The 25,745-nt window shown below is 49.1% G+C and carries 24 protein-coding genes; 10 read left to right on the top strand and 14 right to left on the bottom strand.

Features of this window, described 5'->3' with window-relative positions:
- The first annotated feature begins 136 nt into the window (after positions 1 to 136).
- Genes BZG81_RS08575 through BZG81_RS08565 form a run of 3 tightly spaced genes read left to right on the top strand, consistent with a single transcriptional unit; the run spans position 137 to position 2,495 of the window.
- On the top strand, positions 137 to 868 hold the full coding sequence (locus tag BZG81_RS08575; protein WP_077677174.1) for a 5-oxoprolinase subunit PxpA: 732 nt from the start codon (positions 137 to 139) through the stop codon (positions 866 to 868).
- Entirely contained in the window at positions 865 to 1,560 is a 696-nt protein-coding gene (gene pxpB, locus BZG81_RS08570; RefSeq protein ID WP_077677173.1) for a 5-oxoprolinase subunit PxpB, read from the top strand. The genes BZG81_RS08575 and pxpB overlap by 4 nt, the downstream gene beginning before the upstream one ends.
- Complete coding sequence (locus BZG81_RS08565; protein WP_077677172.1) at positions 1,545 to 2,495, top strand: biotin-dependent carboxyltransferase family protein; 951 nt, start codon at positions 1,545 to 1,547, stop codon at positions 2,493 to 2,495. The genes pxpB and BZG81_RS08565 overlap by 16 nt, the downstream gene beginning before the upstream one ends.
- Positions 2,496 to 2,568: 73 nt before the next feature.
- On the opposite strand, the gene BZG81_RS08560 is transcribed toward BZG81_RS08565, so the two are convergent.
- Together BZG81_RS08560 and BZG81_RS08555 are read right to left on the bottom strand one after the other, a co-directional pair.
- Complete coding sequence (locus tag BZG81_RS08560) at positions 2,569 to 4,398, bottom strand: DUF3413 domain-containing protein (protein WP_077677171.1); 1,830 nt, start codon at positions 4,396 to 4,398, stop codon at positions 2,569 to 2,571.
- 73 nt (positions 4,399 to 4,471) lie between these two features.
- Positions 4,472 to 4,873 (bottom strand): diacylglycerol kinase, encoded by a 402-nt coding sequence (locus tag BZG81_RS08555; protein ID WP_077461428.1) that lies wholly within the window; start codon positions 4,871 to 4,873, stop codon positions 4,472 to 4,474.
- 96 nt (positions 4,874 to 4,969) lie between these two features.
- Between BZG81_RS08555 and BZG81_RS08550 the strand changes: the two genes are divergently transcribed.
- A complete protein-coding gene (locus tag BZG81_RS08550) occupies positions 4,970 to 6,013 on the top strand; it encodes a glycosyltransferase family 9 protein (RefSeq protein ID WP_077677170.1) in 1,044 nt (347 codons plus the stop codon).
- A 40-nt stretch (positions 6,014 to 6,053) separates the two neighbouring features.
- Here the strand turns inward: BZG81_RS08550 and acnA are convergent, their stop codons facing one another.
- Entirely contained in the window at positions 6,054 to 8,798 is a 2,745-nt protein-coding gene (gene acnA / locus BZG81_RS08545) for an aconitate hydratase AcnA (protein WP_236719546.1), read from the bottom strand.
- Between the two features lie 596 nt (positions 8,799 to 9,394).
- Between acnA and BZG81_RS08535 the strand changes: the two genes are divergently transcribed.
- From BZG81_RS08535 to BZG81_RS08525, 3 genes are all read left to right on the top strand, one after another.
- On the top strand, positions 9,395 to 10,030 hold the full coding sequence (locus tag BZG81_RS08535) for a 2OG-Fe dioxygenase family protein (protein ID WP_021024275.1): 636 nt from the start codon (positions 9,395 to 9,397) through the stop codon (positions 10,028 to 10,030).
- 2 nt (positions 10,031 to 10,032) lie between these two features.
- Positions 10,033 to 11,280: a cysteine desulfurase-like protein gene (locus BZG81_RS08530; protein WP_077677168.1), complete on the top strand. Its 1,248-nt coding sequence runs from the start codon at positions 10,033 to 10,035 to the stop codon at positions 11,278 to 11,280.
- 225 nt (positions 11,281 to 11,505) lie between these two features.
- Entirely contained in the window at positions 11,506 to 11,973 is a 468-nt protein-coding gene (locus BZG81_RS08525) for an ASCH domain-containing protein (protein ID WP_077677167.1), read from the top strand.
- Between the two features lie 62 nt (positions 11,974 to 12,035).
- Here BZG81_RS08525 and BZG81_RS08520 read toward each other — a convergent pair whose 3' ends face one another.
- Complete coding sequence (locus BZG81_RS08520; RefSeq protein WP_077461424.1) at positions 12,036 to 12,320, bottom strand: hypothetical protein; 285 nt, start codon at positions 12,318 to 12,320, stop codon at positions 12,036 to 12,038.
- Between the two features lie 155 nt (positions 12,321 to 12,475).
- On the opposite strand from BZG81_RS08520, the gene BZG81_RS08515 reads away from it, so the two are divergent.
- Complete coding sequence (locus BZG81_RS08515; protein ID WP_077677166.1) at positions 12,476 to 13,864, top strand: class II fumarate hydratase; 1,389 nt, start codon at positions 12,476 to 12,478, stop codon at positions 13,862 to 13,864.
- A 34-nt stretch (positions 13,865 to 13,898) separates the two neighbouring features.
- Here the strand turns inward: BZG81_RS08515 and msrB are convergent, their stop codons facing one another.
- From msrB to BZG81_RS08495, 4 genes are all read right to left on the bottom strand, one after another.
- Positions 13,899 to 14,342, bottom strand: coding sequence for a peptide-methionine (R)-S-oxide reductase MsrB (gene msrB, locus BZG81_RS08510; protein WP_025744776.1), 444 nt, complete (start codon positions 14,340 to 14,342; stop codon positions 13,899 to 13,901).
- A 106-nt stretch (positions 14,343 to 14,448) separates the two neighbouring features.
- Entirely contained in the window at positions 14,449 to 15,516 is a 1,068-nt protein-coding gene (locus BZG81_RS08505; protein WP_077576712.1) for a succinylglutamate desuccinylase/aspartoacylase family protein, read from the bottom strand.
- Entirely contained in the window at positions 15,503 to 16,408 is a 906-nt protein-coding gene (gene rimK, locus BZG81_RS08500; protein WP_025744775.1) for a 30S ribosomal protein S6--L-glutamate ligase, read from the bottom strand. Before rimK ends, BZG81_RS08505 begins: the two co-directional genes overlap by 14 nt.
- A 15-nt stretch (positions 16,409 to 16,423) precedes the next feature.
- Entirely contained in the window at positions 16,424 to 16,864 is a 441-nt protein-coding gene (locus BZG81_RS08495; RefSeq protein WP_198532344.1) for an ATP-dependent zinc protease family protein, read from the bottom strand.
- A 211-nt stretch (positions 16,865 to 17,075) separates the two neighbouring features.
- Here BZG81_RS08495 and BZG81_RS08490 point away from each other — a divergent pair, with 211 nt between their 5' ends.
- Entirely contained in the window at positions 17,076 to 18,416 is a 1,341-nt protein-coding gene (locus BZG81_RS08490) for a magnesium transporter (RefSeq protein ID WP_077677165.1), read from the top strand.
- Between the two features lie 101 nt (positions 18,417 to 18,517).
- On the opposite strand, the gene BZG81_RS08485 is transcribed toward BZG81_RS08490, so the two are convergent.
- From BZG81_RS08485 to BZG81_RS08465, 5 genes are all read right to left on the bottom strand, one after another.
- On the bottom strand, positions 18,518 to 19,426 hold the full coding sequence (locus BZG81_RS08485) for a mechanosensitive ion channel family protein (protein ID WP_025744772.1): 909 nt from the start codon (positions 19,424 to 19,426) through the stop codon (positions 18,518 to 18,520).
- Between the two features lie 234 nt (positions 19,427 to 19,660).
- Positions 19,661 to 21,532 carry a PhoX family protein gene (locus BZG81_RS08480; protein ID WP_077677164.1) on the bottom strand — a complete coding sequence of 624 codons (1,872 nt, stop codon included), beginning with the start codon at positions 21,530 to 21,532 and terminating at the stop codon, positions 19,661 to 19,663.
- A gap of 193 nt (positions 21,533 to 21,725) precedes the next feature.
- Complete coding sequence (locus tag BZG81_RS08475) at positions 21,726 to 22,577, bottom strand: lipase family protein (RefSeq protein ID WP_077461419.1); 852 nt, start codon at positions 22,575 to 22,577, stop codon at positions 21,726 to 21,728.
- Between the two features lie 94 nt (positions 22,578 to 22,671).
- The gene (locus BZG81_RS08470; protein WP_025744358.1) at positions 22,672 to 23,172 is read right to left on the bottom strand and encodes a hypothetical protein; all 501 of its coding nucleotides are present in this window, start codon (positions 23,170 to 23,172) and stop codon (positions 22,672 to 22,674) included.
- Between the two features lie 145 nt (positions 23,173 to 23,317).
- Positions 23,318 to 24,052: a transporter substrate-binding domain-containing protein gene (locus tag BZG81_RS08465; RefSeq protein WP_077461418.1), complete on the bottom strand. Its 735-nt coding sequence runs from the start codon at positions 24,050 to 24,052 to the stop codon at positions 23,318 to 23,320.
- Positions 24,053 to 24,287: 235 nt separating this feature from the next.
- On the opposite strand from BZG81_RS08465, the gene BZG81_RS08460 reads away from it, so the two are divergent.
- Complete coding sequence (locus tag BZG81_RS08460; RefSeq protein ID WP_158009973.1) at positions 24,288 to 24,878, top strand: TetR/AcrR family transcriptional regulator; 591 nt, start codon at positions 24,288 to 24,290, stop codon at positions 24,876 to 24,878.
- A gap of 45 nt (positions 24,879 to 24,923) precedes the next feature.
- On the opposite strand, the gene BZG81_RS08455 is transcribed toward BZG81_RS08460, so the two are convergent.
- Positions 24,924 to 25,643, bottom strand: coding sequence for a YebC/PmpR family DNA-binding transcriptional regulator (locus tag BZG81_RS08455; protein ID WP_021024027.1), 720 nt, complete (start codon positions 25,641 to 25,643; stop codon positions 24,924 to 24,926).
- Positions 25,644 to 25,745: the final 102 nt, after the last annotated feature.

The following is a 25,745-nucleotide window of genomic DNA, read 5'->3' as shown; positions in this document are numbered from 1 at the left end:
GGCGGAACAGAAAAAAGGCGCTGAATCCGTCAGCGCCCGGCAAGCGCGACACAAGCCTTACCCTGACGATTTGGTTGGTTTATCCGTGGGTTAAAAAGCCGTAAGGTAAAGCAAAGTCAGTGAAATCGAGGGAGTGATGAAACTAAACGCAGACATGGGTGAGAGCTTTGGTGCGTGGACGATGGGAATGGATAGCGCGCTGATGCCATGGATTGATATGGCCAATATTGCGTGTGGCTTTCATGCCTCTGATCCTGATGTAATGGCGGCCACGGTCGCACTCGCAGTAAAGCACAATGTGAGTATTGGTGCTCATCCCGGCTACGCCGATAAGCAGGGCTTTGGCCGTCGTCATATTGATCATACCCCAGCACAACTTAGTCACCTCGTTCGCTATCAAATCGGCGCATTACAAGGGATCTGTGCACGCTTTAATGCGAGCCTTGATTATGTGAAGCCCCATGGTGCGCTGTATAACACCATGATGGTGGACAATGGTTGCTTTGAGGCGGTATTGGCTGCGGTGGCTGATACGCTGCCTAATACACCTTTAATGGTGCTGGCACTGCCAGATAACCGTCGGCATCGCCAGCTTGCCCAACAAGCCGGTGTGCCGCTGATTTTTGAGGCCTTTGCCGATAGAGCCTATCTGGCGTCAGGGCAATTGGCGCCGCGCGATCAACCGGGCGCGGTGTTAGATGACGCCAACGCGATGATTGCACAGGTATTGCAGTTATCTCAACATGGCACGGTGACAACCCTCGAGGGACAAACGCTCTCGCTTTCGCCGGATACGGTGTGTGTGCATGGAGATAACCCACAATCGGTCGAGGCGATAAAACAACTCAGAAAGGCCTTAACACCATGACACTCAAGGTTGAGCAGGTCAGTGAAACGACGGTAATGATCCGGTTGGGCAATAAGATCGATCTTGCCTTTGTCCCACAGTTATCCGCGCTGTGTGAGCGAATCCAGCAACACTTTGGCCGTGGTGTGGTTGAGTTAATTCCCGCCTACAACAGCGTTCTGGTGGAAGTGAAGGTTCGCTTACTCTCGCCAGAAACGTTGAAAACCTGGGTGATGAATCAAGGCGACTCATTGCGAGTCACCGACGACGCCGTGGGCGGAAAACACGTGTCGTTGCCGGTGTATTATCACCCCTCGGTCGGACCCGATCTGGCTGCGGTCGCCGAGTTTGCCGGCGTGAGTGAACAAGAGGTGATTGCGCGACACAGCCAACAAACTTACACCGTTTGTGCGATTGGTTTTGCACCCGGCTTTGCCTTTCTGGCGTCGGTGGATGAGACAATAGCCATGCCCCGTCATACCACGCCTCGTCATCAGATCCCCGCTGGTAGTGTGGGCATTGCACAACAGCAAACTGCGGTGTATCCGGCGGCTTCGCCCGCAGGCTGGCAAATTATTGGCAATTGTCCCAAGGTGCTATTTAATCCCCGTCAATCGCCCATGATGCCGTTTGATGTAGGTGATACCGTCCGTTTTGAGCCGATGTCAGAGTCTGATTACCGTGCGGCAGGAGGTCAATGGTGGCAGGATTAACGGTGCTCGCCCCCGGCGTATTGAGCTTGGTGCAAGACACAGGGCGTTATGGGGTGGGCCAGCTTGGTTTAAGCCAAGGCGGGCCGGTCGATTGCCACGCATTTGCTTGGGCGAATTATTTACTCGATAACCCCGCAAAGACGCCGCTGGTCGAGATAACCATGGGCCAAGCACGTTTTCGTGCTGACCATGCGATGTCGATTGCCATCACCGGCGCAGACATGCAACCTTGTATTAATGGTCAGCGCGTGGGTATGTGGCAGACCTTGACGCTAAATGCGGGTGATGAATTGCGTTTACGCTACGCGCGCCGTGGTTTGCGAGCTTATCTCGCGGTGCGTGGTGGGTGGGTAGTAGATGGCGCATTTGGCAGTGCCGCGACGGTAATGCGCAATCAACTCGGCGGCCTTCATTCCGGATTAGGTGAACAGGCGGGAGGCATGGCGCTCACCAAAGGAGATGTGTTGCCTTGCCGACCGCATGCGCTGTTGCCGAGGGTGCGCGGTGTACCGACACGTTTTATTCCTGACTACAATGCCCTGACTCCACTGGCGCTTGTGCTGGGGTATCAGTTTGATAGCTTCAGCGCCGAGGCGCTAACGGCATTTTTTGATGGCGAATACACGGTCGATCAGCACAGTGATCGTATGGGTATGCGGCTCAATGGACCGAGCGTCGTAAGCAAGCAACCGGGTATTGTCTCCGAAGGCATTGCGCTCGGGGCCGTGCAAGTGCCCCCTGACGGTCAGCCAATTGTACTACTCAATGATCGGCAAACACTCGGTGGCTATCCTAAGCTTGGCTGTTTAACCCGTGCCAGCTTGAGCATGTTGGCGCAAACGCGACCCGGCCAGACCGTGCGTTTTTATCCGGCGCGGCTGGCGGATGCATCAGTGCAATGGCAGACGTTTGTGCAGTTTTTTGACTGGCTGTAGTCCGAAGAAAAACGGAAAGATGAGCCTCTGGAAAACAGAGGCTCGTGAAGGTGAGTCACGCGCAAACAACGGACTAGCGGAAACGGCTAATTTGCTCGAGGGCTTTTTCCATTTGCGCAAAGTCAGGTGACGCGTTTTCTATCGGTCGGTTGGTGTTATCCATGTATTGATATTGCCCCCCCGCGCCCACTTCTAAAATGGTGTCGTCGGTGACCAACGCATAGCCGCTGTAGTTTGACGATAACACCCAATCTTGACCGGGGTTTGGTGCAAGTAAGTCATGACCAATCGCGTAGCTGGCCGGATCGGATGTTACGCCTAAATAATGCTTCATCAGGGTGGGCGCAACATCTTGGTGGCTGGTTAGCTGCTTACCGGTATCGATCTGTTTTGCATCGATGCCGGGGCCTATCATCGCGAAAGGCACATGAATTTGTGGGTCAGTAAAGTTACTGTTATGCCCCCAAAAATTCAGTTGGTTGTCATTCATTTCTTGGCCGTGATCGCCAGTGAGCACAATCAAGGTATTATCGAACTCTCCGCTTTGTTTTAGCTCCTCAATGACCTTGGCCACCAAGCTATCCACGTAGCGCACGCTGGTCTTATAGCGATTGAAAAACGGTGTCGGATCGGTCTCGTTATTTAATTTGAGATAGTTAATTTCGTCCAACATTGGTTGATACTTGGGGGTAAAGTCCGCAGGAAAATCATAGCCATGTGGCGCATCGTAAAACAAAAACGAGAAGGTGGGACGATTGGGGTCACGCTTTTGGTGCCAACGGATCCAATCTTGGGTCAGATCTGCATCTAGCTCGGCGGGAGAGTCGCCTTCAGAACCGTTACGTAAATCGGACACCTTGGCAAACACGGTTTGGTTGAATTCCGGCTTTTCCAATTGCGCGGCGGTAAAAATACCCAGTTGATAATCGAGTGCCTGCAGACGATCCATCAATACCGGAGATTGCTGATTGGCAAGAAAGCTGTGCCAATAGGTGCCGGGCATGCCATAAAACAGGCCAAAAATGCCGGTACGGGTGGCGTTCCCCGTCGCAAGATGATGTGAATAGGTACGGCCATTTTGTGCCAAAGCCCAAAGATTGGGCGTGTTGTCAGCATTGAAGGTATCCGCGCGCCATGAGTCAACCACCAAAAACATGATGTTCACCGGCTGCGCAACCTCAGTCGTACTTAGCGGCGAAAGGGGATAGTTAAGGTCGGCTTCGCGATCCATATCCATCGCCTTTTGGCGCGCTAGAGCTTGTTCATCAATCCAGCCGTTTTTACGCATCATACTGTTAGCGGTGGTCGGATAAAAAAGCGGCAAATAACGTTTCACCGTTGTCACGGGCTGATACGCATAGGCTGCGGCCCAAATATGAATCCCGTGGGTGGCGAGCAAGGTAAGAAACGTGAGCAGCGCAAATTTTTTGCCGACCTTGTGCTGGAAGGAAAAGCGTGTCCGTGACAGCACAGTCAGTAGCGCCCATTGCGCGGCGACGCAGGCAACCACGCCACCGGTCACCATCAGCCAGGTGATGAGCGGGAAGCTGACAATCTGTCCGGCAAGGATCAGATCCAGCACCATGGCATTGATATGGAATCGGTATTGGGCAAAGACGATGGTATCAATGAAAAGGGTGATCACACCCACTGAGGCTATCAAGGCAAGTAACCGCTGACGCACCTTGGTTGGCAGCAGTAACAGCGGGAGTGTCACCAAGCCAACAATAGCGGCAAGTAAGGCCATCTGGCTAAAGGTACTGACCACGATAAAGGTGATACCAAGTGGCTCAGTGGGAAAACTAGGTAGAAACGCAAAGTAGCGGCTGGCTATTGCCATCAATACAAGGGCGTTAATGGCAATAAACCAGCTATGGGTTTGAAGTCGCGATTTAAAAGACATGGTTTCTTATCACAGTTGAGTTAATCAATTGGCAACGTAACGGGCGCGTTGCCAGGTTGTATGACGACGTGTTTTATCGAATAAGTGGGACACCAAAGTGATGCCATAAAATGGTAAGCCAGACCACACCTGCTAAAAGTAAACTGACAAACACCGCCGCAGAGCCGATGTCCTTGGCTCTACCACTGAGTTCATGGCGCTCTACACCCACTCTGTCGACCACGGCTTCAATGGCGGAGTTAAGTAGTTCGACGATAATCACTAACACAATGACGCTGAACATCATCAAGGATTCCGTCAGTGGTAATTGCAGCCAGAGCAATACGACTAGCGCCGCAGCCAATAATACAACTTCTTGACGGATCGCGGCTTCATGGTGATATGCCGCTTTTAATCCAGCCCAAGAATAGCCAGTGGCTTTAATGATACGTATCAGTCCTCGTGGCTTTTCTGAGGGGGATGTATTAGCGCCCATAAATACATTCTCGTAACAATTTGATCGATAGACTGGCATTTTACATTTAACCGAGCCAACTGCATAATCGGCGCGATAACTTAATTGGAATTTGTTATGCCTCTGTTTACTCACGCCCCACGCTCCCTGTGTTTTTTACGCCTCTCTGCGATTGGCGATGTTTGTCATGCGGTCGCGGCGATTCAAGCCGTGCAGCGCCATTGGCCGCAGACGCAGATCACTTGGGTGGTTGGTAAAGTTGAAGCACAGCTTTTAGCTGGGCTTGATGGGGTGGAGCTGGTGGTGTTTGATAAAAAAGCGGGATTAGCAGGCATGCGTCACGTCTGGCGGCAGCTGAAAGGACGCCGGTTTGATGCGTTAGTGCATATGCAGCTTGCTTTACGCGCGAGCTTATTGACGGTGGGGATCGGTGCGCGCCATCGTGTGGGATTTCACCGCCACCGAGCGAAAGAGGGACAGTGGCTGTTTACCAATAAACGGATACCCGACACCCAATCTTGCCATGTGTTAGATAGCTTTTTCGCCTTCACTCAATATTTGGGTGTGCCGGTTATGCCGCCGCAGTGGCAACTACCACTTTCTGAAGACGATCATGCCTTTGCCAAAGCGCAACTGGGTGACAAGCCCACTGTCGTGATCAGTCCTGCCGCGAGTAAAGATGAGCGTAACTGGCTGCCAGAGCGCTACGCCCAATTTGCCGACTACGCGGTCGGTAAAGGGTATCAGGTGGTACTCTGTGGTTCACCGGCGGCGCGTGAAAAAACGCTGGCCGCCCGCATTATTGCCGCTGCTAACGCGCCACTGGTTAATTTAGTGGGACAAACCAGCCTTAAGCAATTAGCCGCGGTGCTCGCACGTGCCGATGCGGTGCTAGCCCCCGATTCCGGCCCCGCGCACATGGCAACCACGCAAGGCACGCCCGTCTTAGGTCTTTACGGGCATAGTAATCCGAAGCGGACCGGCCCTTATAACAATCTCGCGGATGTGGTCAGTGTTTATGAAACCTTTGCTGAACAGCAACATGGCAAGCCCGTTGAACAGCTAGCATGGAGCACGAGGGTGAAAGGCGATCACGTGATGGCTGCCATTGATGCACAGCAGGTGATCGACGCATTTGAAACCATGATGGCGAAGCAATAAAAAAAGGCCCCGTAGGGCCTTTTGTGTATCAATGCCAGTATTAGCTGGCGAGCTGGCGGAGCACGTAGTGAAGAATGCCGCCATGGCGGTAGTAATCCCACTCAACCGCGGTATCGATGCGGACATTGACGTTAAACTCAATGGTTTTATCATCCCGCATGGCACGCACTTTGAGGGTGGACGGTTCGCCGCTAACCTCGTCAAAGTCGAATGCTTCCGTACCATTTAAGCCAAGCGATTCGACGGAGTCACCGTCTTTAAACTGCAACGGAAGCACACCAAAGCCAACCAAGTTAGAACGGTGAATACGTTCAAAACTTTCAGCAATGACGGCTTTAATGCCTAATAGGTTAGTGCCTTTTGCAGCCCAGTCACGACTTGATCCCGTGCCGTACTCTTTACCCGCAAGCACCACAAGTGGTGTCCCCTCGGCTTGATAGCGCTGAGCCGCTTCATAGATACTCATTTGCTCATTGGTGGGCAAATAGGTAGTCATACCGCCTTCGGTGCCCGGCGCCATTTGGTTTTTTAAACGTACGTTGGCAAAGGTACCGCGCACCATGACTTCGTGGTTACCGCGGCGCGAGCCATAGCTGTTGAAATCTTTCGGCTCTACACCTTTAGATTTCAAGTATTCGCCCGCGGGGCTATCTGGCTTAATTGCGCCGGCGGGTGAGATATGGTCAGTAGTAATAGAGTCACCTACTTTGACCACACAGCGCGCCCCCTTGATAGGTTTTATCTCAGGAAGTGCCATGGTCATGCCGTCAAAGTACGTTGGCTTTTTAACGTAGGTTGAATCGGGCCATGAATAGATCTCATCTTGTGGCACTGGTAATTGTTGCCATGCCTCGGTCCCTGCAAACACATCTGCGTATTTGTTTTTATAAAGCCCGTCGGTCATTGCTGCTTGAATGGTGTCTGCCACTTCTTTTGGCGTTGGCCATATATCATTAAGATAGACGGGCTTGCCTTGTTGATCGTTTCCTAGCGGCTCTTTGAGAACATCAATATTCATATTGCCCGCCAGTGCGTAGGCAACGACTAGTGGTGGTGAGGCTAGATAGTTAGCTTTCACATCTTGATGAATACGGCCTTCGAAATTCCGGTTGCCCGATAGCACGCTAGTGGCTAATAAATCCGCGGAACGAATGGCTTCTGCAATTGGCTCAGGCAATGGTCCTGAGTTACCAATACAGGTGGTACAGCCAAAGCCAACGATATTAAAGCCAAGCGCTGCAAGCGGCTCGAGCAGCCCGACGTTTTCTAAATAAGCCGGCACTACTTGTGAGCCAGGGGCGAATGATGTCTTAACCCAAGGCTTAGTATTTAAGCCTAAATCTCGCGCTTTTTGTGCCACTAATCCGGCTGCCACCAGTACGGCAGGATTCGAGGTATTGGTGCAAGAGGTGATCGCAGCAATCACAACCGCGCCGTGCTCAAGGTTGAATGTTTCTCCTTTGTATTCGACCGCCACTTTGCCCTGTTCGCGTAGGCTTGGGTTGTCCACGGCTGTTTGCCCGCCTTCGCTGGCAAAGCTTGCAATCACATTATTCGCCGCTGCTTGCTCTTTTTCTAACAGCTGATCAAACTGACTTTTTGCCTCGGTTAAGGCGATGCGATCTTGTGGCCGTTTCGGACCGGCAAGACTTGGCACCACATCGCCAAGGTCAAGTTGCAAGGTATCGCTGTAATCTGCCACCGGTGCATCATCATCGCGCCACAAGCCCTGTGCTTTGGCATAGGTTTCGACCAAGGTAATTTGATCCTCGGTACGGCCTGTCAGGCGCATATAACTGAGCGTTTCTTCATCAATCGGGAAAATGCCGCATGTTGCGCCATACTCTGGTGCCATATTGGCAATGGTCGCGCGATCAGCCAACGGCAGTTTCGCGAGGCCAGGACCGTAAAATTCAACAAACTTACCCACCACACCACGTTCACGCAGCATTTGGGTGACGGTGAGTACTAGGTCAGTGGCAGTAGCTGACGCGGGCAATTCGCCTTTTAGCTCAAAGCCGACCACTTCAGGGATCAACATAGTAATAGGCTGCCCAAGCATTGCGGCTTCGGCCTCAATACCGCCAACCCCCCAGCCAAGCACACCGAGCCCGTTAATCATGGTGGTGTGAGAATCTGTACCAACCAGTGTGTCTGGCATGGCTAACTTGTTGCCACCTTTTTCTTCGACGAGTACGCCGGGAGCGAGATATTCGAGATTGACTTGGTGCACGATTCCAGTACCTGGAGGCACGACACGGAAGTTAGAGAATGCTTGTTGGCCCCAACGTAAAAATTGGTAACGCTCCCCGTTACGCTGGAACTCAATCTCGGTATTTTTCTGTAGAGAATCAACGTGGCCGTAGTCATCCACCATAACGGAGTGGTCAATGACCAGGTCAACCGCGCCGAGTGGGTTGATTTTGGCCGGATCACCGTTTAAGTCGCGCATGGCAGCACGCATAGCGGCTAAGTCAACCACGGCAGGCACGCCGGTGAAATCTTGAAGGACAACGCGCGCCGGAGTGAAATTGACCTGATCTTGTCCGGCGTGGTCGGCTTGCCACTGACAAAGCGTACGAATGTCATCCGCAGAGACATTCTTACCGTCTTCTTTACGTAGTAAGTTTTCTAACAGCACTTTTAAACAGTAGGGTAAGCGACTGATATCGAATGGCTCGGGCAATGCATCAAGTCGATAATAATCATAGCTCTCACCGTTGACGTGTAGGGTACGCCGGGTGTTGAAGCTGTCTTGGCTTTTGGAATCAGGTGTATTGCTCACGGGTGCCTCCCCTGGTCGGTTATTGTGAGTAAAAGAAACGGTCATCATGCGTTGCAGGCAACAGTCTCTCTTGGGGATTGCTTATTTTACCTTCATTATTGTAAATGGGGTTTTGTTGAAGTTAAAGGTTCGTTATCACGATACGGTCGATGGTTCTCATTGATCAATCCTTTTGTTTCACAACGTGCGCAAATAGCGCACTCAATGAGAGTATAGAAGGCTCTGCATCAGCGGGCGCTTCCGCTAAAAAGGGCTTATTTGGTATCAATGAACCATACTGATTCATTCTAAATGGCAACTTTTCGTGACAGTAATTAGTCATTCTGCCTATGGAAAATATCGCTATTTTCATCTTTGTTAGCCATTAATGCTAATGTTTTGGAAATGGTAATCATGCATCTGGAGCGTTTCAATCGCTTAACGTTTTTAACTAGTCTAAAATGCTATTTAGGGCTTTTTTGGTCGATAAATCTAGGGGTAAAACTGGAAATAGTAGGGGATTTAATTGATTATTCCATGTAGCGCATTTGTTAAATTTTTTGTCTGACAATTGCATTGCATCACTGTGTGCTTCGGCATGACAAAAGGAGACAGCCATGAATACCTCAACCCTACTCATGCAGCTTAATCAGTTAGATGATCATCATATCAAGCAACTGCAACCTTCATTTAACCGGTTACCTGGCACTTCGCATGCGGATGGTGGATTTCGCCTGCGTCGTTACTCGATCGTTCATGTCTTTGACGGCGGGGTTGAAAAGCTGCCGCCACGACCATTTATGCAAACGTCAGACATTAATGAATTTCAAGGGGATGTGGCACGGACGTTTGAAGATATCGAGCCCGAGACAGTACAAACGCCAGGGTTTCATGCGATGTGCCGAACCTTTCGCGACCTCTATCAACTTAGTGATGATAATGATATCGAAATCCACCAGATTCGTATTCAGGCGGATAATCAATCTGTGCAGGTCGCCCCAGAAGGCGTTCACCAAGACGGCTTTGATCATATCGCCATTGTGAGCATTGGCCGCGATAATATTGATGGCGGTGATTTTCAGGTGTTTCGTCACAAAACCAGCGCACCACTCTTTAGTCTCCCATTGATGCCGGGTGAAATGGCGGCCCTCGATGATCGTGCCCTTTGGCATTATGCTGAACCGATTACTCCCGTTAATCATGCGCAATCAGGCACGATGGATGTATTTGTACTCACAGCAACAAGGAAGTAACGATGATACCGGCAGTTTTTTCTCCCCATGCAGTACGAGGCCATTTTCCTGCATTGACGCAAACTATTGGCGGCCAATCCGTTGCTTTTTTTGATGGGCCAGGGGGGGCGCAAGTACCGCAATCTGTACTGGATGCCATGGTGACTTATCTGGGGCACTATAATGCGAACTTGGGGGGACAATTTTTTTCTGGGCATCACACCACCGCAATGATGCAACAGGCACGTGATAGCGCCGCTGCTTTTGTCAATGCGCCATCATCGGACTGTATGGTCTTTGGCCCGAATATGACAACGTTGACGTTTTCGTTAAGTCGCGCAATCAGCCGTGATTGGCAAGCTGGTGATGAGGTGATTGTCTCGGCACTCGATCATTATTCTAATGTCTCTAGCTGGCAGCAGGCCGCACACGATAAAGGGGCGACTGTTAAGCAGGTGAGAGTGGATGAATCCAATTGTTCGATCGATATGACGCATCTTGCCAGCCTTATTACGGACAAAACCAAACTGATTGCGGTGACGCTGGCCTCAAATACCACTGGTAGTTTGGTGGATGTAGCAAACGTGGTAGAGATGGCAAGAAAGGTTGGTGCCAAAGTCTATGTCGATGCTGTCCATTACGCTCCGCATTATTTGGTCGATGTACAAGCATTAGGCTGTGACTTTCTTGCCTGTTCGGCGTACAAGTTTTTTGGCCCACATCTGGGTTTTGTATATGTGGCGCCTGAGTGGGTACAGACGTTGAAACCGTACAAAGTCGAGCCAGCCACAAACCAAGGTCCCGGTCGATTTGAAACAGGTACTCAGAGTTTTGAGGCGATTGCCGGATTTATTGCGGTGGTGGAATATCTCGCGCAGTGGGGCGATCCTGATTGTTCACTAAGAGAAAGATTGGCACAAAGCTATCGCCAGTATCAGGCGCATGAACAGCAGTTATCCGCCCATTTTATTGACCTGATGCAGGCCTATCCCAATGTTCACATTTATGGGATCACGGATGATGACCAGTTGGCTTATAGAACCCCAACCTTTGCGATCCGGATTGAAGGCGTCACGCCCGCGGATGTGGCGCAAGTGTTAGGGAAGCAACATTTTTGCGTGTGGAATGGCCACTTTTATGCCCAAGGGTTGTGCGAGCAGCTTGATATCTTAGACAAAGGTGGTGTGATCCGCATCGGTATGATGCATTACAACACCGTTGATGAAATTGATCGGCTACACCAAGCCTTATTGCCATTTATTAGCGATTAAGTTTAATCAATCTCTCAAGCGGCCAAAAGGGCCGTTTTTTTTAGTTAAAATTGGCCTCGATTGAGATTTAAGTGTGAATTTATTCACAATGCAACCTTGAAACGTTAGCTCGCTCATAGGCGAATGCCTATCCGTACGTTATGATCACCACTGTTAGCGCTGCCCAAGAAGCTGTTCAGAAAGAAATCATTTAAAAAGAAACCAATAATAATTAAGGCGAGACCCATGACTGAAGAACAAAACGCCTTTTGGCATCAATATCTTGCGACTCTTCCCACGGACCAACGGCCAGCCGATGATCAAGTAGTGGTGGACACCTTAAGTCATCACACGGTGAGAGCGAATGAAGTCGCGACATTAGTGAGCCTAAACAAAAAGAAAGCGCATTGCCGGTTACGCAGCTCTTTGGAAGAGAAAAATGCGGTGATCCCGCAAAAAGGACATTATAAGATTGTTCTTAATGGTCACCAGCGACCCGTGTGTATCGTCAAAACCACACAGGTGAGCTATTGCCCGTTTAACCAAGTTAGTGCCGAATTTGCGGCACGTGAGGGAGAGGGAGATGGCTCTTACCAATGTTGGCACGAAGCGCATTGGGGTTACTTCTCCCAGTACGCCAAAACACACGGCCTGCATTTTGATGAGCACTCGGATGTGGTGCTTGAAGAGTTTGAGAAAGTTTATCCATTCTAAACATCAAAGCCGCGCTGAGCGGCTTTTTTGTGATTGCGAGTTATGGACAGGAACGTTTTTGTTTACTCACTCAAGTCCAAATTCATCTCATCGGCCCATGGCATGTCTGGCAGGGTGTCTAAGTTGGCTTCGTAACGTGATAGTGTGAACTGCCCGTTATTTTGGCTAACGTCGTAAATCTCAACCATCAATGCGCACGCGATATATTCAATAGCTTCTTCGCGGGAATAGCCGGTCATACGCAGACGCATAACTGTCTCGGCGACTTTTTTAGGCTCTTGGTCAGTAATTTGATTCTCGACGACCGTAATCAGATCTTCGATACGCGTACTGGCTTCTTCTTGCATGGTTTTACTCGTTGTTTTTAATCGTGGCGCCATCTTAGGACATCAAACAAGCCCTAGCACGACATTTTTGAAATGCGTAAGGCGTAACGTTTCAATAACCGTGGCTAATATGTTAATGATAACTATTATCGAAAAGTATAGTGAAACAAAAGGATATGACCATGACAAAAACTCGTATCGAAAAAGACAGTATGGGCGATATTGAGGTGCCGGCGGATGCCTTGTATCAAGCGCAGACCCAACGAGCGGTAAACAATTTCTCGGTCAGCGAACTGACCATGCCAGCGGACTTTATTCGCGCGTTAGCTATGGTGAAACATGCAGCGGCAACGGCTAACGAAGAGCTGGGCTTACTGGATGGCAATATCGCCCACGCGATTCGCCAAAGTGCCGAAGCCATCATGGCTGGTGAGCATTTAGCGCAGTTTCCGGTGGATGTATTTCAGACCGGCTCAGGCACTAGCTCAAACATGAATATGAAGGAAGTGCTGGCAACCTTGGCCTCTGAAAAATGTGGTGAAACGGTCAGCCCCAACGATCATGTCAATATGAGCCAAAGCAGTAACGACTCTGTTCCTACGGCTATCCAAATCAGTGCCACTTTGGGCTGTGAAAAAGCCTTACTTCCCGCGTTAGCGCATTTACGTGACGCGTTACAGGAAAAGAAAAGCAAAGTCGGCCATATCGTGAAAACGGGTCGTACCCATTTGATGGATGCGATGCCTGTGACGCTTGGACAGGAGCTGGAGGCTTGGTCGCAGCAAATAGAACATGCGATGGTACAAATTACCCAAAGCCTATCATCGGTGCGCGCACTGGCTCAGGGTGGCACGGCAGTGGGGACGGGAATCAATGCTCATCCATTATTTGCCGAGCGTTTTGCCAACGCAGTCTGTGCGTGTAGCCACTCCTCATTCACGGCGAGCGAGAATCCCTTTTTCGCCATTGGTAGTCAGGATGCGCTGGTGGCACTGCATGGTCAGTTAAAGACCACCGCAGTGGCAACCATGAAACTGAGTAACGATTTACGTTGGATGAACTCGGGCCCACTTGCCGGGTTAGGAGAAATTGAGCTAGAGGGGTTACAGCCGGGATCGTCTATTATGCCGGGGAAAGTGAATCCCGTCATCCCAGAATCCGCTGCTATGGTCGCGGCACAAGTCATGGGCAACGACACCACTGTCACTGTAGCCGGTCAGTCGGGTAATTTTGAATTGAATGTGATGTTACCTGTGATTGCCTCAAACTTACTGCAAAGTATTCATTTACTCGCAGGATCTAGCCGACTGCTGGCAGATAAAGCCATTCGTAGTTTTAAGGTCAGAGAGGACAATTTGCAAGCTGCGCTATCTCGCAATCCGATTTTAGTGACGGCGCTTAATCCTGTAGTTGGATACTTGAAAGCGGCTGACATCGCGAAAAAAGCGTATCAACAAGGCCGCCCTATTTTGGATGTTGCCGAAGAAGAAACTGACCTAGGCCGAGAAAAGCTGGCTGAGTTGCTTGATCCAACCAAACTGACACAAGGCGGTATTGCTGAGTAAAATACGGGGCGAGGCAGACTCGCCCTTTAAAGCATTAATCCATTTTTTTAAGTGCAATGGCATTCATACAAAAACGTAAGCCAGATGGCTCGGGACCATCTGGGAAGACGTGACCCAGGTGAGCATCACAGCTGGCACAGGTGGTTTCAATACGCGTCATGCCATGGGTTGTATCTTTGTGATAGGCAATGGCATTGTCTTGCGCTGGCTGGGTAAACGAGGGCCAACCTGTGCCTGAATCGAACTTTTCGCCGGCATCAAACAGCAAGGTGCCGCAGCACACGCAGCCGTAGAGGCCTGGCTCAAATAGGGTACACATGCCCGAGCTAAACGCGCGTTCTGTGCCCTTTTGGCGTGTCACTCGGAAAGCGTCATCACTGAGTTGTGCTTGCCACTCTTGTTCGGTTTTTTCGACTCGCGACGGCGGTGTGAGATTGCCGTTTTCACTTCGAGCGACGATGTCTTGCCATGTCAGCATGATGTTATTCCTCTTGTTGACCGGACAGGAGTCCGTGCTACAGGCGTCTAGTGTTATGAATCCTGGTGATCGATGCAAGTAGTACGGTTGCTTTTTACTGCTGAGATCAACTTGATAGGGTGCCAATCCCCCATTTTATTTCATCATCGAGATCATCTTTCACTTGATCGCGATAATCTTCCATATGTTGCTCAATCAAGTCATCGGGCTGTGAGAAGAACGCAATATGGAAAATCGCATCCCCTTCATTCACTACAGGGAGGGTATGCTGACCAATGACGATACCACTTTGCTGGGCTTTGATTTCGGTTTCTGTTGTGCCTGCGGGATCACTGATAATGCCAATGACTTGATCGCGGTTGACACTTTGTCCAAGCGCCACGTGACTTCTCAATAAACCATCGGCTTCTGCACGCACCCATTTTGTTGATCGGGCTGTGACGGGCTGATAAGGTGTTTTTCGACGTGTTTGGCGTAACATGCCCAGGTAGCGCATCACACGAATCACCCCTCGTACACCGGCATTAATCGCATAAGGCTCAAAACGAAGCGCCTCACCGGCTTCATAGGTGATCACGGGAATATCAATACGCTCAGCTTCGGCGCGTAGCGATCCTTCACGCAATGCGGCATCGACCACCACAGGCGCGCCAAATGCGGTTGCCATCGCCGCCGCCTCTTGATTCTCCAGATTGGCTCTAATCTGAGGCAGGTTGGTGCGATGAATGGCCGCGGTATGTAAATCGATAACATGGCTACATTGGCGAATCACTTGCTCAAAGAGCTGATACGCCATTCTTCCCGCTATTGATCCTCGCTCTGATCCGGGGAATGAGCGATTTAAATCTCGGCGGTCAGGGAGATACCGTGATTTGTGAATAAACCCAAACACATTCACAACAGGAATCGCGATTAAGGTGCCATGTAACTTTTTCGGATCGATTTTGGCCATGACTTGACGAACCACTTCAATGCCGTTGAGCTCATCTCCGTGGATGGCGGCACAAACAAGCAGCACAGGGCCATTTAACTTACCATGCAGTACTTCAACACTGACGTTAAGCGGTGAATGTGTGTACAAACGAGCAATTTCAAGTTCGAGACTCGCTCGCTGACCGGCTTGAATATGTTGTCCACCGATCTCGATGGCGTCGCTTTGTTTAGCCCTTCCCACGTGTGCGTGTCCTCTGAGGTTTGGCATTTTTTTCTATATAATCAATCACTAGTCCGGCAACATCTTTTCCTGTTGCGCGCTCGATGCCTTCTAAACCTGGTGATGAATTGACTTCCATGACCAACGGGCCACGTTCTGAACGTAACAGATCGACGCCCGCGACATTCAGTCCCATGGCTTTGGCTGCCGCCACTGCGGTTCTGCGCTCCGTAGGTGTGATCCGAACGAGGGTCGCGGTCCCGCCACGATGAAGATTCGATCGAAACTCGCCAGGTTGTGCTTGGCGTTTCATCGACGCAATCACCTTATCGCCGATAACAAAGCAGCGAATATCAGCACCGCTTGATTCTCGAATATATTCTTGCACTAAGATATCGGCTTTAAGGCCCATAAATGCTTCGATCACACTTTCTGCGGCTTTTTTGGTCTCGGCGAGCACAACGCCAATACCTTGGGTTCCCTCAAGCAGTTTCACCACCACTGGCGTGCCTCCGACCATCGTCAGCAAATCGGCAATATCACCCGGTTTACTGGCAAAACCAGTGTGCGGCATACCGATGCCTTTGCGTGATAGCAGCTGCATAGAACGCAGCTTATCCCGCGAACGTGTGATGGCGACAGACTCGTTCATCGGAAAGACACCCATCATTTCAAACTGGCGTAAGACAGCACAGCCATAGTAGGTAACGGACGCGCCAATCCGTGGAATAATCGCATCGAACCCACCGAGATCTTCCCCTGCCAAATGAATAGACGGTTGGGTTGAGTTGATACTCATATAGCAGCGTAATGCGTCGATGATCTTGTAATCATGGCCACGTTGTTCGCAGGCTTCGATGAGGCGGCGCGTAGAGTAAAGATTTTTGTTACGCGAAAGAATACCGATTTTCATTGCGCTTGGGGCTCCTTATTTACCGAGGAGGAATGAAGACATGGGATCGACAATGATCTTACCTGCCATTGCGGTGCGTCCCAGTAACATACGAAATCGCATGTTATCGCGTGCGGTGAGTGTCATTTCGATGGGATAACACAAGGTTCCCGCTTTTATCGTTGTTTGTATCACATATCGTAGTTGCTCGTGTCCTCCGGAATCACGTACGAGGCGTCGTGCGAGAACCGGTGCTTCGGCTTGAACGGCGGTTTCGTCATCGCCTTGGTTTGGATGGACCCAGAATCTTACCCACGCCTGGCCGCTTTTCTCGAACTCTTCAATTTTAAACGTGTGTAAACAGGAGGTGCGTGCACCCGTATCGATTTTCGCTTTGATGCGGGCTATATCGAGCTCAGGAAGGCTCACCCATTCGCGCCAACCGACACAGACTTTATCGTTCGATTTTACAGGCATTGTCATCATTACTCGTTGTTATTTAGCCCTTGTCTCACCATAGAAGCGATAATGATTATGCGTGGTAAGAATCAGAAAAATCAGCGATGATATGTGATAACCATCGCATACCAATTGCGGCGATGTCATAGCATTTTGTGGGCGACGGATGATCCTCATCGGGCCTAGCCAATGCGTTTTCCGCCCATGGTTTCGTTATGAAGGAAATACCATGCAAACCAGTGAGAGACAAGAAGTGATTGATGATCTGCTGTCAAAAGTCGATCAAGGTTCGCTTGATGTCGTGCAAGATATTGAGCAGGCACATAGTTTAGATAGCCTTGCGTTATTGTTAGAAGCCTTACCGTTGACCGATCGTGTGGGATTCTGGGAACAACTGTCATCGTCATTGCAGCTGCCTGTGCTGGCTGAAATGCGAGATGATGCCAGTGAAGCGATTATCCGTGCGGTGGATGATGATCAGTTGCATGCACTATTCGCCGACTTGGATGCTGATACCTTACTTGAGCTGCAAGATGTGCTGACCGAGCCATTACTGGAAGAAGCGCTAGGTCGGATGGATTCAGAGCAAAAGCAACGTTATGCCTCCGCCCAGCAGTATGCAGATAATCAGGTTGGGCATTGGTGTGATCATCAGCCTTTGGTCGTTCCTGCAAAAACGAAAATTAACGTGGTATTACGATGGTTGCGGCGTGTTATGCCAAAGTATTGTGATCACGTATTTGTGGTCGATAGTCGAGGCTTTTGGGTGGGTGCGGTGCCAATCCACCAGTTATTTGGCGCGGATGGACGATTAAAAATTAGCGAGCTGGTTCGAGACCAATTTCCCAGCTTGAATGCGCGCGACGACATCTACGCCAGTGCTGACAAAGTGGCAAACAGTGAAGAGATTGCCTTACCCGTTCTCGACGAGGGAGGGCTCTTGATTGGTCGTTTCGATTTGGGCACCGCCTATGAGATGCAAGCCGAGCGCGCCGAAGCGCAAATTATGGCCTCTGCGGGTCTAGATGAAGACGAGGACTTATTCTCGCCGGTGATGAAAAGTGCTCGAAATCGCGCACTATGGCTGGGTATCAACTTAATGACGGCCTTTCTCGCCTCCTGGTTTATCGGTTTGTTTGAAGCTACGCTACAACAAGTGGTGGCGCTGGCGGTATTAATGCCAGTTGTTGCATCCATGGGAGGAATTGCCGGCAGCCAAACGCTCACCTTGATCGTACGTGGTTTAGCACTTGGACAAATTTCTAAGGCCAACTTAAAACCCCTGCTTACGAAAGAGTTTAAAGTCGGCTTATTTAATGGGGTTTTATGGGCTGTGGTGATTGGTGTTATTGCAGGATATTGGTTTGATAGTTGGGGCTTAGGTGCGGTGATTGGGAGTGCAATAGTCGCTAATATTATCAGTGCCGCCTTGGCAGGAATATTTATTCCAGTGCTATTAAATAAACTGAAAATTGACCCAGCACTCTCCGGCTCAGTGATCTTAACCACTGTGACCGACATTGTCGGCTTTGTCGCCTTTTTGGGTTTAGGGACACTGTTTCTGCTATAATTTTTTTCGACGATAATTTGCTTTTTTCGACCCCAAAATCTTTCGAAAAAAGTGCTTTCGATCAAAAAAGCGCTCATGAGGGGAATGAGCGCTTCTAGTTGTTACGCGTTGGCCAACGGCACAGAGGTATCTGTTGTCTGTGGCTCTTCCGCTTCCAGTTGTTTACCGTCTGCGATGGGAAGCAGCTTCTCGCAATACAATGTCATAATATCTTCACGGATCAGCTGCTCCAGTTCCGCTGCGCGCTCTGTTGGGCAAAAGAGTCGAACGTGAACAAGCTGTTCGCCTGTTTCGGTGTGCGATAAATATAAATGTGGCTCAGGGCCGGGTAAATCGACGCCCGCATGACGCTCTATCACATGATTGTATCGCCGAGCGATATCCATAAAATCTTCACTATGATCGTCAATACGTGCCAATAACGCGGGAATATGCGGATATAAATTAATATCGCCGCGGATCACCAGATGAAAATGGTGATACACATACCGCTTCATAAAGTTAAGATTTTTCACCGTGGTGGCAAAGAACAAGCTATTTGGGAGGGTCGCGGTTTTTCCGGTATAGCAATAATGGCCATTATGGGTATCAATTTCTTGAATTTTCGTCGCCATTAAATTGTGTTCGATCACTTCACCGCGTGTGTTACCGACTTCAATCCAATCGCCAATACGAAACGAGCGAGAGCTCGCGCGTTGAATTGAACCGGTGAAACATAAAATGATCTCTTTTGAGGCGACGACAACAGCAACGGCGATGGCAGTCAATGATAACGCAAATTCATTGATTTCGGTGTTCCAAAACAGGAATAGAAAAAGTAACAGGGTAGTAAACGCCCCGTTTTTCGTGCGAGACATCCATTTACGCTGATCTTCGCTAAGAAAATTACTGTCACCACGAATGTGGCGTAGGATCAGTCGGCGAACGAGACTGACTACGACAACCACTCCGACGGTGGTTAATAACTTGTTTTCTAACAGTAGTTGGACAATATTGCTTAACTCAGACAAAAAATCTATCTCCATGGTTTCCGTTAACGCCTACCCGAGTGATGGCGCTATTCTGCCCCCAAGTGAACAAAAATAAAACGCATACTTTGCAAATAGTGTTCATTCCGCTGTCCGTCACCAAGATATAAGCTTATGGGTCGTGCGTGTTTGAGCGTCGGGTGTGGTGGTTTGAAGGACATATAAAAAGCCCTCATAAAAACAAGGGCTTTGACGGGGGTTTGTGAGTTAAACGGCTTAACTGCCAATGACTCCGCCGTCTTCTTTGGTGATCATGATGACCGAAGAGCGCGGTATAGCGTTGCCACCAGCAGGAAAGTGAGCACCAGGGTGTTGGACGCCGACAAACATAGTGCGTGAATCAGGGGTAAACGTCAGCCCTGTGATCTCACATGAGGTAGGCCCCGTGAGGAAGCGACGAATTTCGCCTGTTTGAGTATCCGCGCATAACATTTGGTTATTGCCCATGCCGGCAAAATCGCCTTCGTTGGAATAATTGCCGTCGGTTTGGATCCAAAGACGTCCGGCGCGATCAAAGCCGATGCCGTCCGGGCTATTAAACATATTGTCTTTGTTGATGTTGTCTGTGCCTGCCATTAAGCCAGATTGCTTTTCAGGATGGCCTGCCATCACAAAAATATCCCACTCAAAGGTGTCACGGGTATGATCGCCTTGAGTAGGAGCCCAACGAATAATATGGCCATAAGGATTTTCCGTGCGGGGGTTAGCGGCATTGAGGGGTTGGTTGTCTTTGACGCCGCGGTACTTATTATTGGTTAACGTGCAGAAAACGTGTTTTTTGTCGGCATGCACGGCCACCCATTCTGGGCGATCCATGGTAGTGGCCCCCACTTGTGTTGCTGCTTCTCGGGCAAAAATGAGCACGCTGGCCTCATCAGGAAAGCCGTTTTCTGGCGTGAGACCGTTTTTGCCAAAGGTCAGCGCTAACCATTCACCTTGGCCGTTTAGCTCGTCGTCGCTGCCAGTAAATTTGGCGACATACAAGGTGCCATTTTCGAGCAAATCACGATTAGCGCTACCTTTACTCGGATCGTATTTTCCCTCAGAGACAAACTTATAAAGGTGTTCGCCACGCTCGTCGTCACCCATGTAAACCACAACATGACCATCGTCATTAACAGTGAGTGCGGCATTCTCGTGTTTAAAGCGCCCTAGTGCACTGCGCTTTTTCGGCGTTGACTTCGGATCCATAGGATCAATTTCAACCACCCAACCAAAGCGATGTGGCTCGTTGGGATGTTTAGCCACATCGAAGCGTTCGTCATGTTTGTACCAATCATAGCCCCAATCAGAATCGCTGATACCGTAGCGCTGATACGTTTTGCCCAAGGTAACGTTTTTTGCGCTGGCAAAATAGCCGTTAAAGTTTTCTTCGCAGGTCAGGTACGTGCCCCAGGGTGTTTCGCCATTAGCACAATTGTTAAAGGTGCCCAGGATCTTTTTTCCTGAAGGATCGGCGGCGGTTTTGAGTAACGAATGCCCGGCTGCGGGGCCCGTCATGGCCATTTCAGTGTAGGCCGTAATACGACGATTCAAGCGGCCCTCTTGGTTGACGTGCCAGCGGCCATCCATTTTTTTCAACTCAACCAAAGAGACGCCATGCGCCGCTTGTGACTTACGTGCATCATCGGCCGAAATATTTTTACCGCCGTGCTCAAATAAATATTCATCATTGATGTATTCATTATTTACCGCTAATAAAGCACGATCATTGGCGAGAGGGAAAAACGTCATGCCATCATTGTTATCACCAAATTGGAGTGCTTGGGCATCGGCGCCATTTTGTTGGGAAAAAGCAGGTGCGTTAGCGAAAAGAGGATCGCCCCAAGAGACCAGTACGTCAGCTTTATATCCTGAAGGTACGTTCACTGTATCAGTTGTTGATGTTGGGATCGCCTCAAAGCCGAGCAGTTCACTTTGGCTCATTGTATCTGCTACTGCTTTCGCAACTGGATTGGCAGCAAAAAAAGCGACAGCACTGGCCGCTCCGGTGCCTTGTAAAAAACGGCGACGACTTAATGCTGCATCAATAAAGCGGTTGAACTCAGGCTCTGTATCTAATGGACGTTGATCAATATGCTTGCTCACGGCATGGTTCCTTTCTGATCGTGATTAAATAGTTATACTGACCCATCATAAATTGTGGGCGCGTCTGCGAGCATGGTGAGCCACTGTTAAAACCTCATGAATCATTGGTTAACTTCTTGAGTCAGCCGGGATCCGTGCGCACAGGATCACGTTTCAACATAGTTTACACTTCACCGCCTGACTGATGTGAGGGCTAGTGCTGGTCAAAGTAATCCTTGCGCCGGATATATTTATCCATGTAATGGTAGGCAATCGGGCGCGTTAACCAACTATAGAGGACGCGCAAGATTCGAAATAAAGAGGGTGTATTGGTATAAATTTTATTCTCGTGTAACCAAAGTAATCGTCCTACATGCCAGTACACGAAGGGAATGGCAGGTAAGAATGTGACCATATCGACATCACAACAGATACGATAGGTACGTGTTGAGAAAGGGTATAATTGCTTAAAACGCCACATTCCGGCAGCCGGCTGTCCAAACGTCACGATGCGCTTGATTGCCCCGCCAAATTGATGATTTAGCTTTGCTGCAGCGATAATCGCCATGGCGCCCCCTGAAGAATGGCCGATAAAAGAAATATGTTTACCTGCGTGTAAAAAAGGGGTTAACGCAGAGATTAATTTAGTGAGTACTGTCTCTCCTTCAAGCACGGTGTGATCGGCCGCTTGGGCAATATCCGCAAATTGGCTGTCTGTCATGTGTCGGTATTGGCGTTTGTGCGGTTGCCATGACAAACTTTTTTGTGTGAGAAGATAGTGAAACCCCCAATGGACGTGACACTTCTTACCATCGATAGTGATCGTTTTAGGTGTGCACGCACAGTTGACCAACCAATCCCAGGCGGTTTGCGAACCACGAAAGACCACGACCGCGTCATCGTTTTCCCGCCAAAGCACCCGGATAATACATCGTCCCCATCGGTCATAAATATCACGCCGGCCATGGGGACTGAATCCATACTGGGTGTGATCAAAATAGGTAGGGTAAGAGGCACGACAGAGTATGGCGTATCGCTCATATTGATAGCGTTTCAATCGCTTCATACAAGAGCCTATTTCATGAGTATTGGACTCAGGCTATCGAAAAAACATGACGAAACAGCGAAACGGTCAATGAATAGCGCGCTCAATCACCGCGCTAATAATTGTTTAGGAAGGGTTCTAAATGCGTATCATAAGTGAGCGCTTGAATCGGGCCACGGTGGGTGATTAAAAAGGCAGCATTCGTGCAATTACCAATCCCAATAATAACTTGTACCAACAGCCGTAAATCTCTTAACCAACGTTGCGTCTGCTCTTGACTCCAGTCTTCACGATATAGCCCCATATGATACTCAACCCACCAATAGGCGCCGCGAATAAATGCCTTCATTACCGACTCTGCCGCTAGGATCTGTTCAGCGGTACCAGAAAAGTCAAAATCGGGTGAGATGGGTTTGCCTTGCGTAAACGCGACATAGTTTCGACAGTGGCGAAAGAGCGCGAGCTGAAGTCCGGCTGCAGAATCATAGTGAGGGAGAGACAAGGTCGTGACAGGGAGATGTTTGATCGAGCGACGAAACAATGCCGCCGTGCGCTTACCGGGCATCAGATGCTCTATCGCGTAAAATAAATCCAAACTGATAAGCTGATTATTCAAGAGTACTCTTCACTATATTGACACAACACACTTATCCTGCCCGAACGGGCGGCTCGAGTATACAATATCGTATACTGAATTAAAGCATTAACTGATTCGCTCCCTCAAAGGAAGGCGTTGACAGCGTTGCTCTGATAATCCTCCCTTACTCTATGCCATAGCGCGCTTTTAGTGCAGATATCGCCTCTTGCTTATCGGATAGAAACTGATTGAATTCGTCGATGAGCTTGGGATGATGGATGGTGGAAAGCCGTCGAGTCCCTTTTTCATGGGGCAAGGTATCATCAAAGCGTACCGATCCTTTTTTAAAGCCCATTTGATCAAGATAAAACTGTGCAACAGCGATATTGGCATAGCCGCCATCAATACGACCGCTGACAAGCTTCATCATCAAAGAATCATATTTGTAGCTCTCATTTAAGCGTGTTTGGCCCGAACGGATACGTGATTGATAAAGTTCAGGGGTAAAGCCCACGACGGTTCCTAGTCGTTGTAATTGGTCAATAGGTTGACCATAGTTTTGGTCGATAACCATGACGCCGTCGATATAATCAACCACAGGCTCACTATAAATGACATTGACGCCTTTTTTGATGTCGCGATCCCAATCGGGACTATCTGGATATTTAAGATCAACGACACCATCGACAAAACGGGAAGGAAGGCTTGTGAGTGGTAAAGCTTTGTACACAAAGCGATAGTGATGCGTGTTGGCGAACATATCGAGTAACTCGCGATTAAACCCTGAATAACTGCGATTAGAATACGCTGAAAAGGGATAATACTGAGAAAAGCTCTGTACGCCTACCACATAAGTCGTTTTGGCATTCACGGATACCGAGACACTCATAATCAGTAATAAAGCCCATAATCTTTTCATCGTTCCTATCCGACTTTCGTTGATTTTCCTCTTGTTATTGTAGACACAGAGACCGCACCTGTCTTTGCGTGCTCRGCTGTTATTTTACAACATCGACTTTCACTTATCCTTTTTTGGCACGCATAGCTGTCGATAAATCATTCGGTTATCGGTCACATTTTGCGCGTAAATATTTGAATGAACATTCGGTATGTTTTATTTTTTCACTTGGACTTTCAAATTTGATCAAATAACGATGAATAAGCATGAAATTGCGTCGCGGGCGATGCGGCAACATATTCTTTCAACCACATTGGAAATCGTTGGTAATGAAGGGCTTGCGGCACTCACAGCAACAAAGTTGGGTAAAAAAGCGGGGATCAGCAAAGGCGCGCTCTATCATCACTTTGATAATCTTGATGCAGTAAAATATGCGGCTGTGGATGAGCTCATTTCGATGTTTTTAGCCGTGGCTGAGCCGGCTAATTTCGAAGACTTTGAAAGTTATTTAGCGGTGACAGGCGATACCTTATACCTGACCATGCAATGCGAGCCTTATGCGATGAAGGCGATGTATAGCTTCACGACTCAAGCATTATTTGATGGGCAATTTCGTGCGGCAATACAACGTTTTTCTCAGCACGGCTTAACCGAATATACCCGAGCAATCGAGTACTTTTATCAAGGGAAGATTCCGCAGTATCAGATAGATACGGCAATTCGGGTGGTGGACGCTTTCTTTCTTGGAGCGGGCTTACAAAGCTATTTATCGCAAGGCGAGGATCGGTTTCGTCAGAGTTGGGCGTTGTTCTCACAAATGTTATTAACCCAACTTGATGAAAAATAGAGCGCCATCTCTGAGGTGAGGCGCTCTAGTGTGTCAAGCACGGAACTATACTAGCTCAGCGTTGTGATAGACGTTTTGTACGTCGTCGCAATCATTAAGCATGTCGAGGAACTTTTCAAAACGTTCAACATCATCGCCACTGACCTCAGTATCGATTTGAGGGACAAAGGTGATCTCCTCAAGATCAATCGGCGTGTCGCCAAGAAAGTCGCTCAGCGCATTTTTCACTTTGAAAAACTCTGTATGAGGCGCGAAAACCGTAATCACCCCTTCGTCTGCTTCGATGTCGGAGACATCCACATCAGCCATGACCAGGGCTTCCAGCGTGCCTTCTTCATCTGTACCTTGAAATTGAAACACCGCTTGATGTTCAAACATATGAGACACCGCGCCCGGTGTACCAATTTTCGCATCATTTTTGACAAAGCATTGGCGAACATCCATGTAGGTACGGCTGTTGTTGTCGGTTAAACAATCAACAATCACCGCACAGCTACCAGGGCCGAATCCTTCGTACCGAGCTACTTCATAGTTCTCACCACCAGAGCCATTAGCTTTATCAAGTGCCTTGTCAATGACATGCCCAGGCACTTGATCCTTTTTGGCTTTTTCCATCAAGCGGCGCAGTGATAGATTACTCTCTGGATCTGAGCCACCATTTTTAGCACATACGTAAATCTCTTTACCGTATTTTGAGTAAACCTTAATTTTTGCGCCTTGGGTTTTGGCCATTGACGCTTTACGAACTTCAAAACTTCGTCCCATTGGGAATCTCTCTTAATAACGCTTTCGCAGATACGGGGTAATTCTATCAAGAGAGTGTTCCTTTGCACCAGTAAATGCACTGACCTTGGACAAAGTCAGTGC

The organism is Salinivibrio sp. MA607 (genome assembly GCF_001996245.1).
GTDB lineage: Bacteria > Pseudomonadota > Gammaproteobacteria > Enterobacterales > Vibrionaceae > Salinivibrio > Salinivibrio costicola.
Note: the sequence above shows the minus strand (reverse complement) of the source record. Positions and strands in the feature narration are given on the sequence as shown.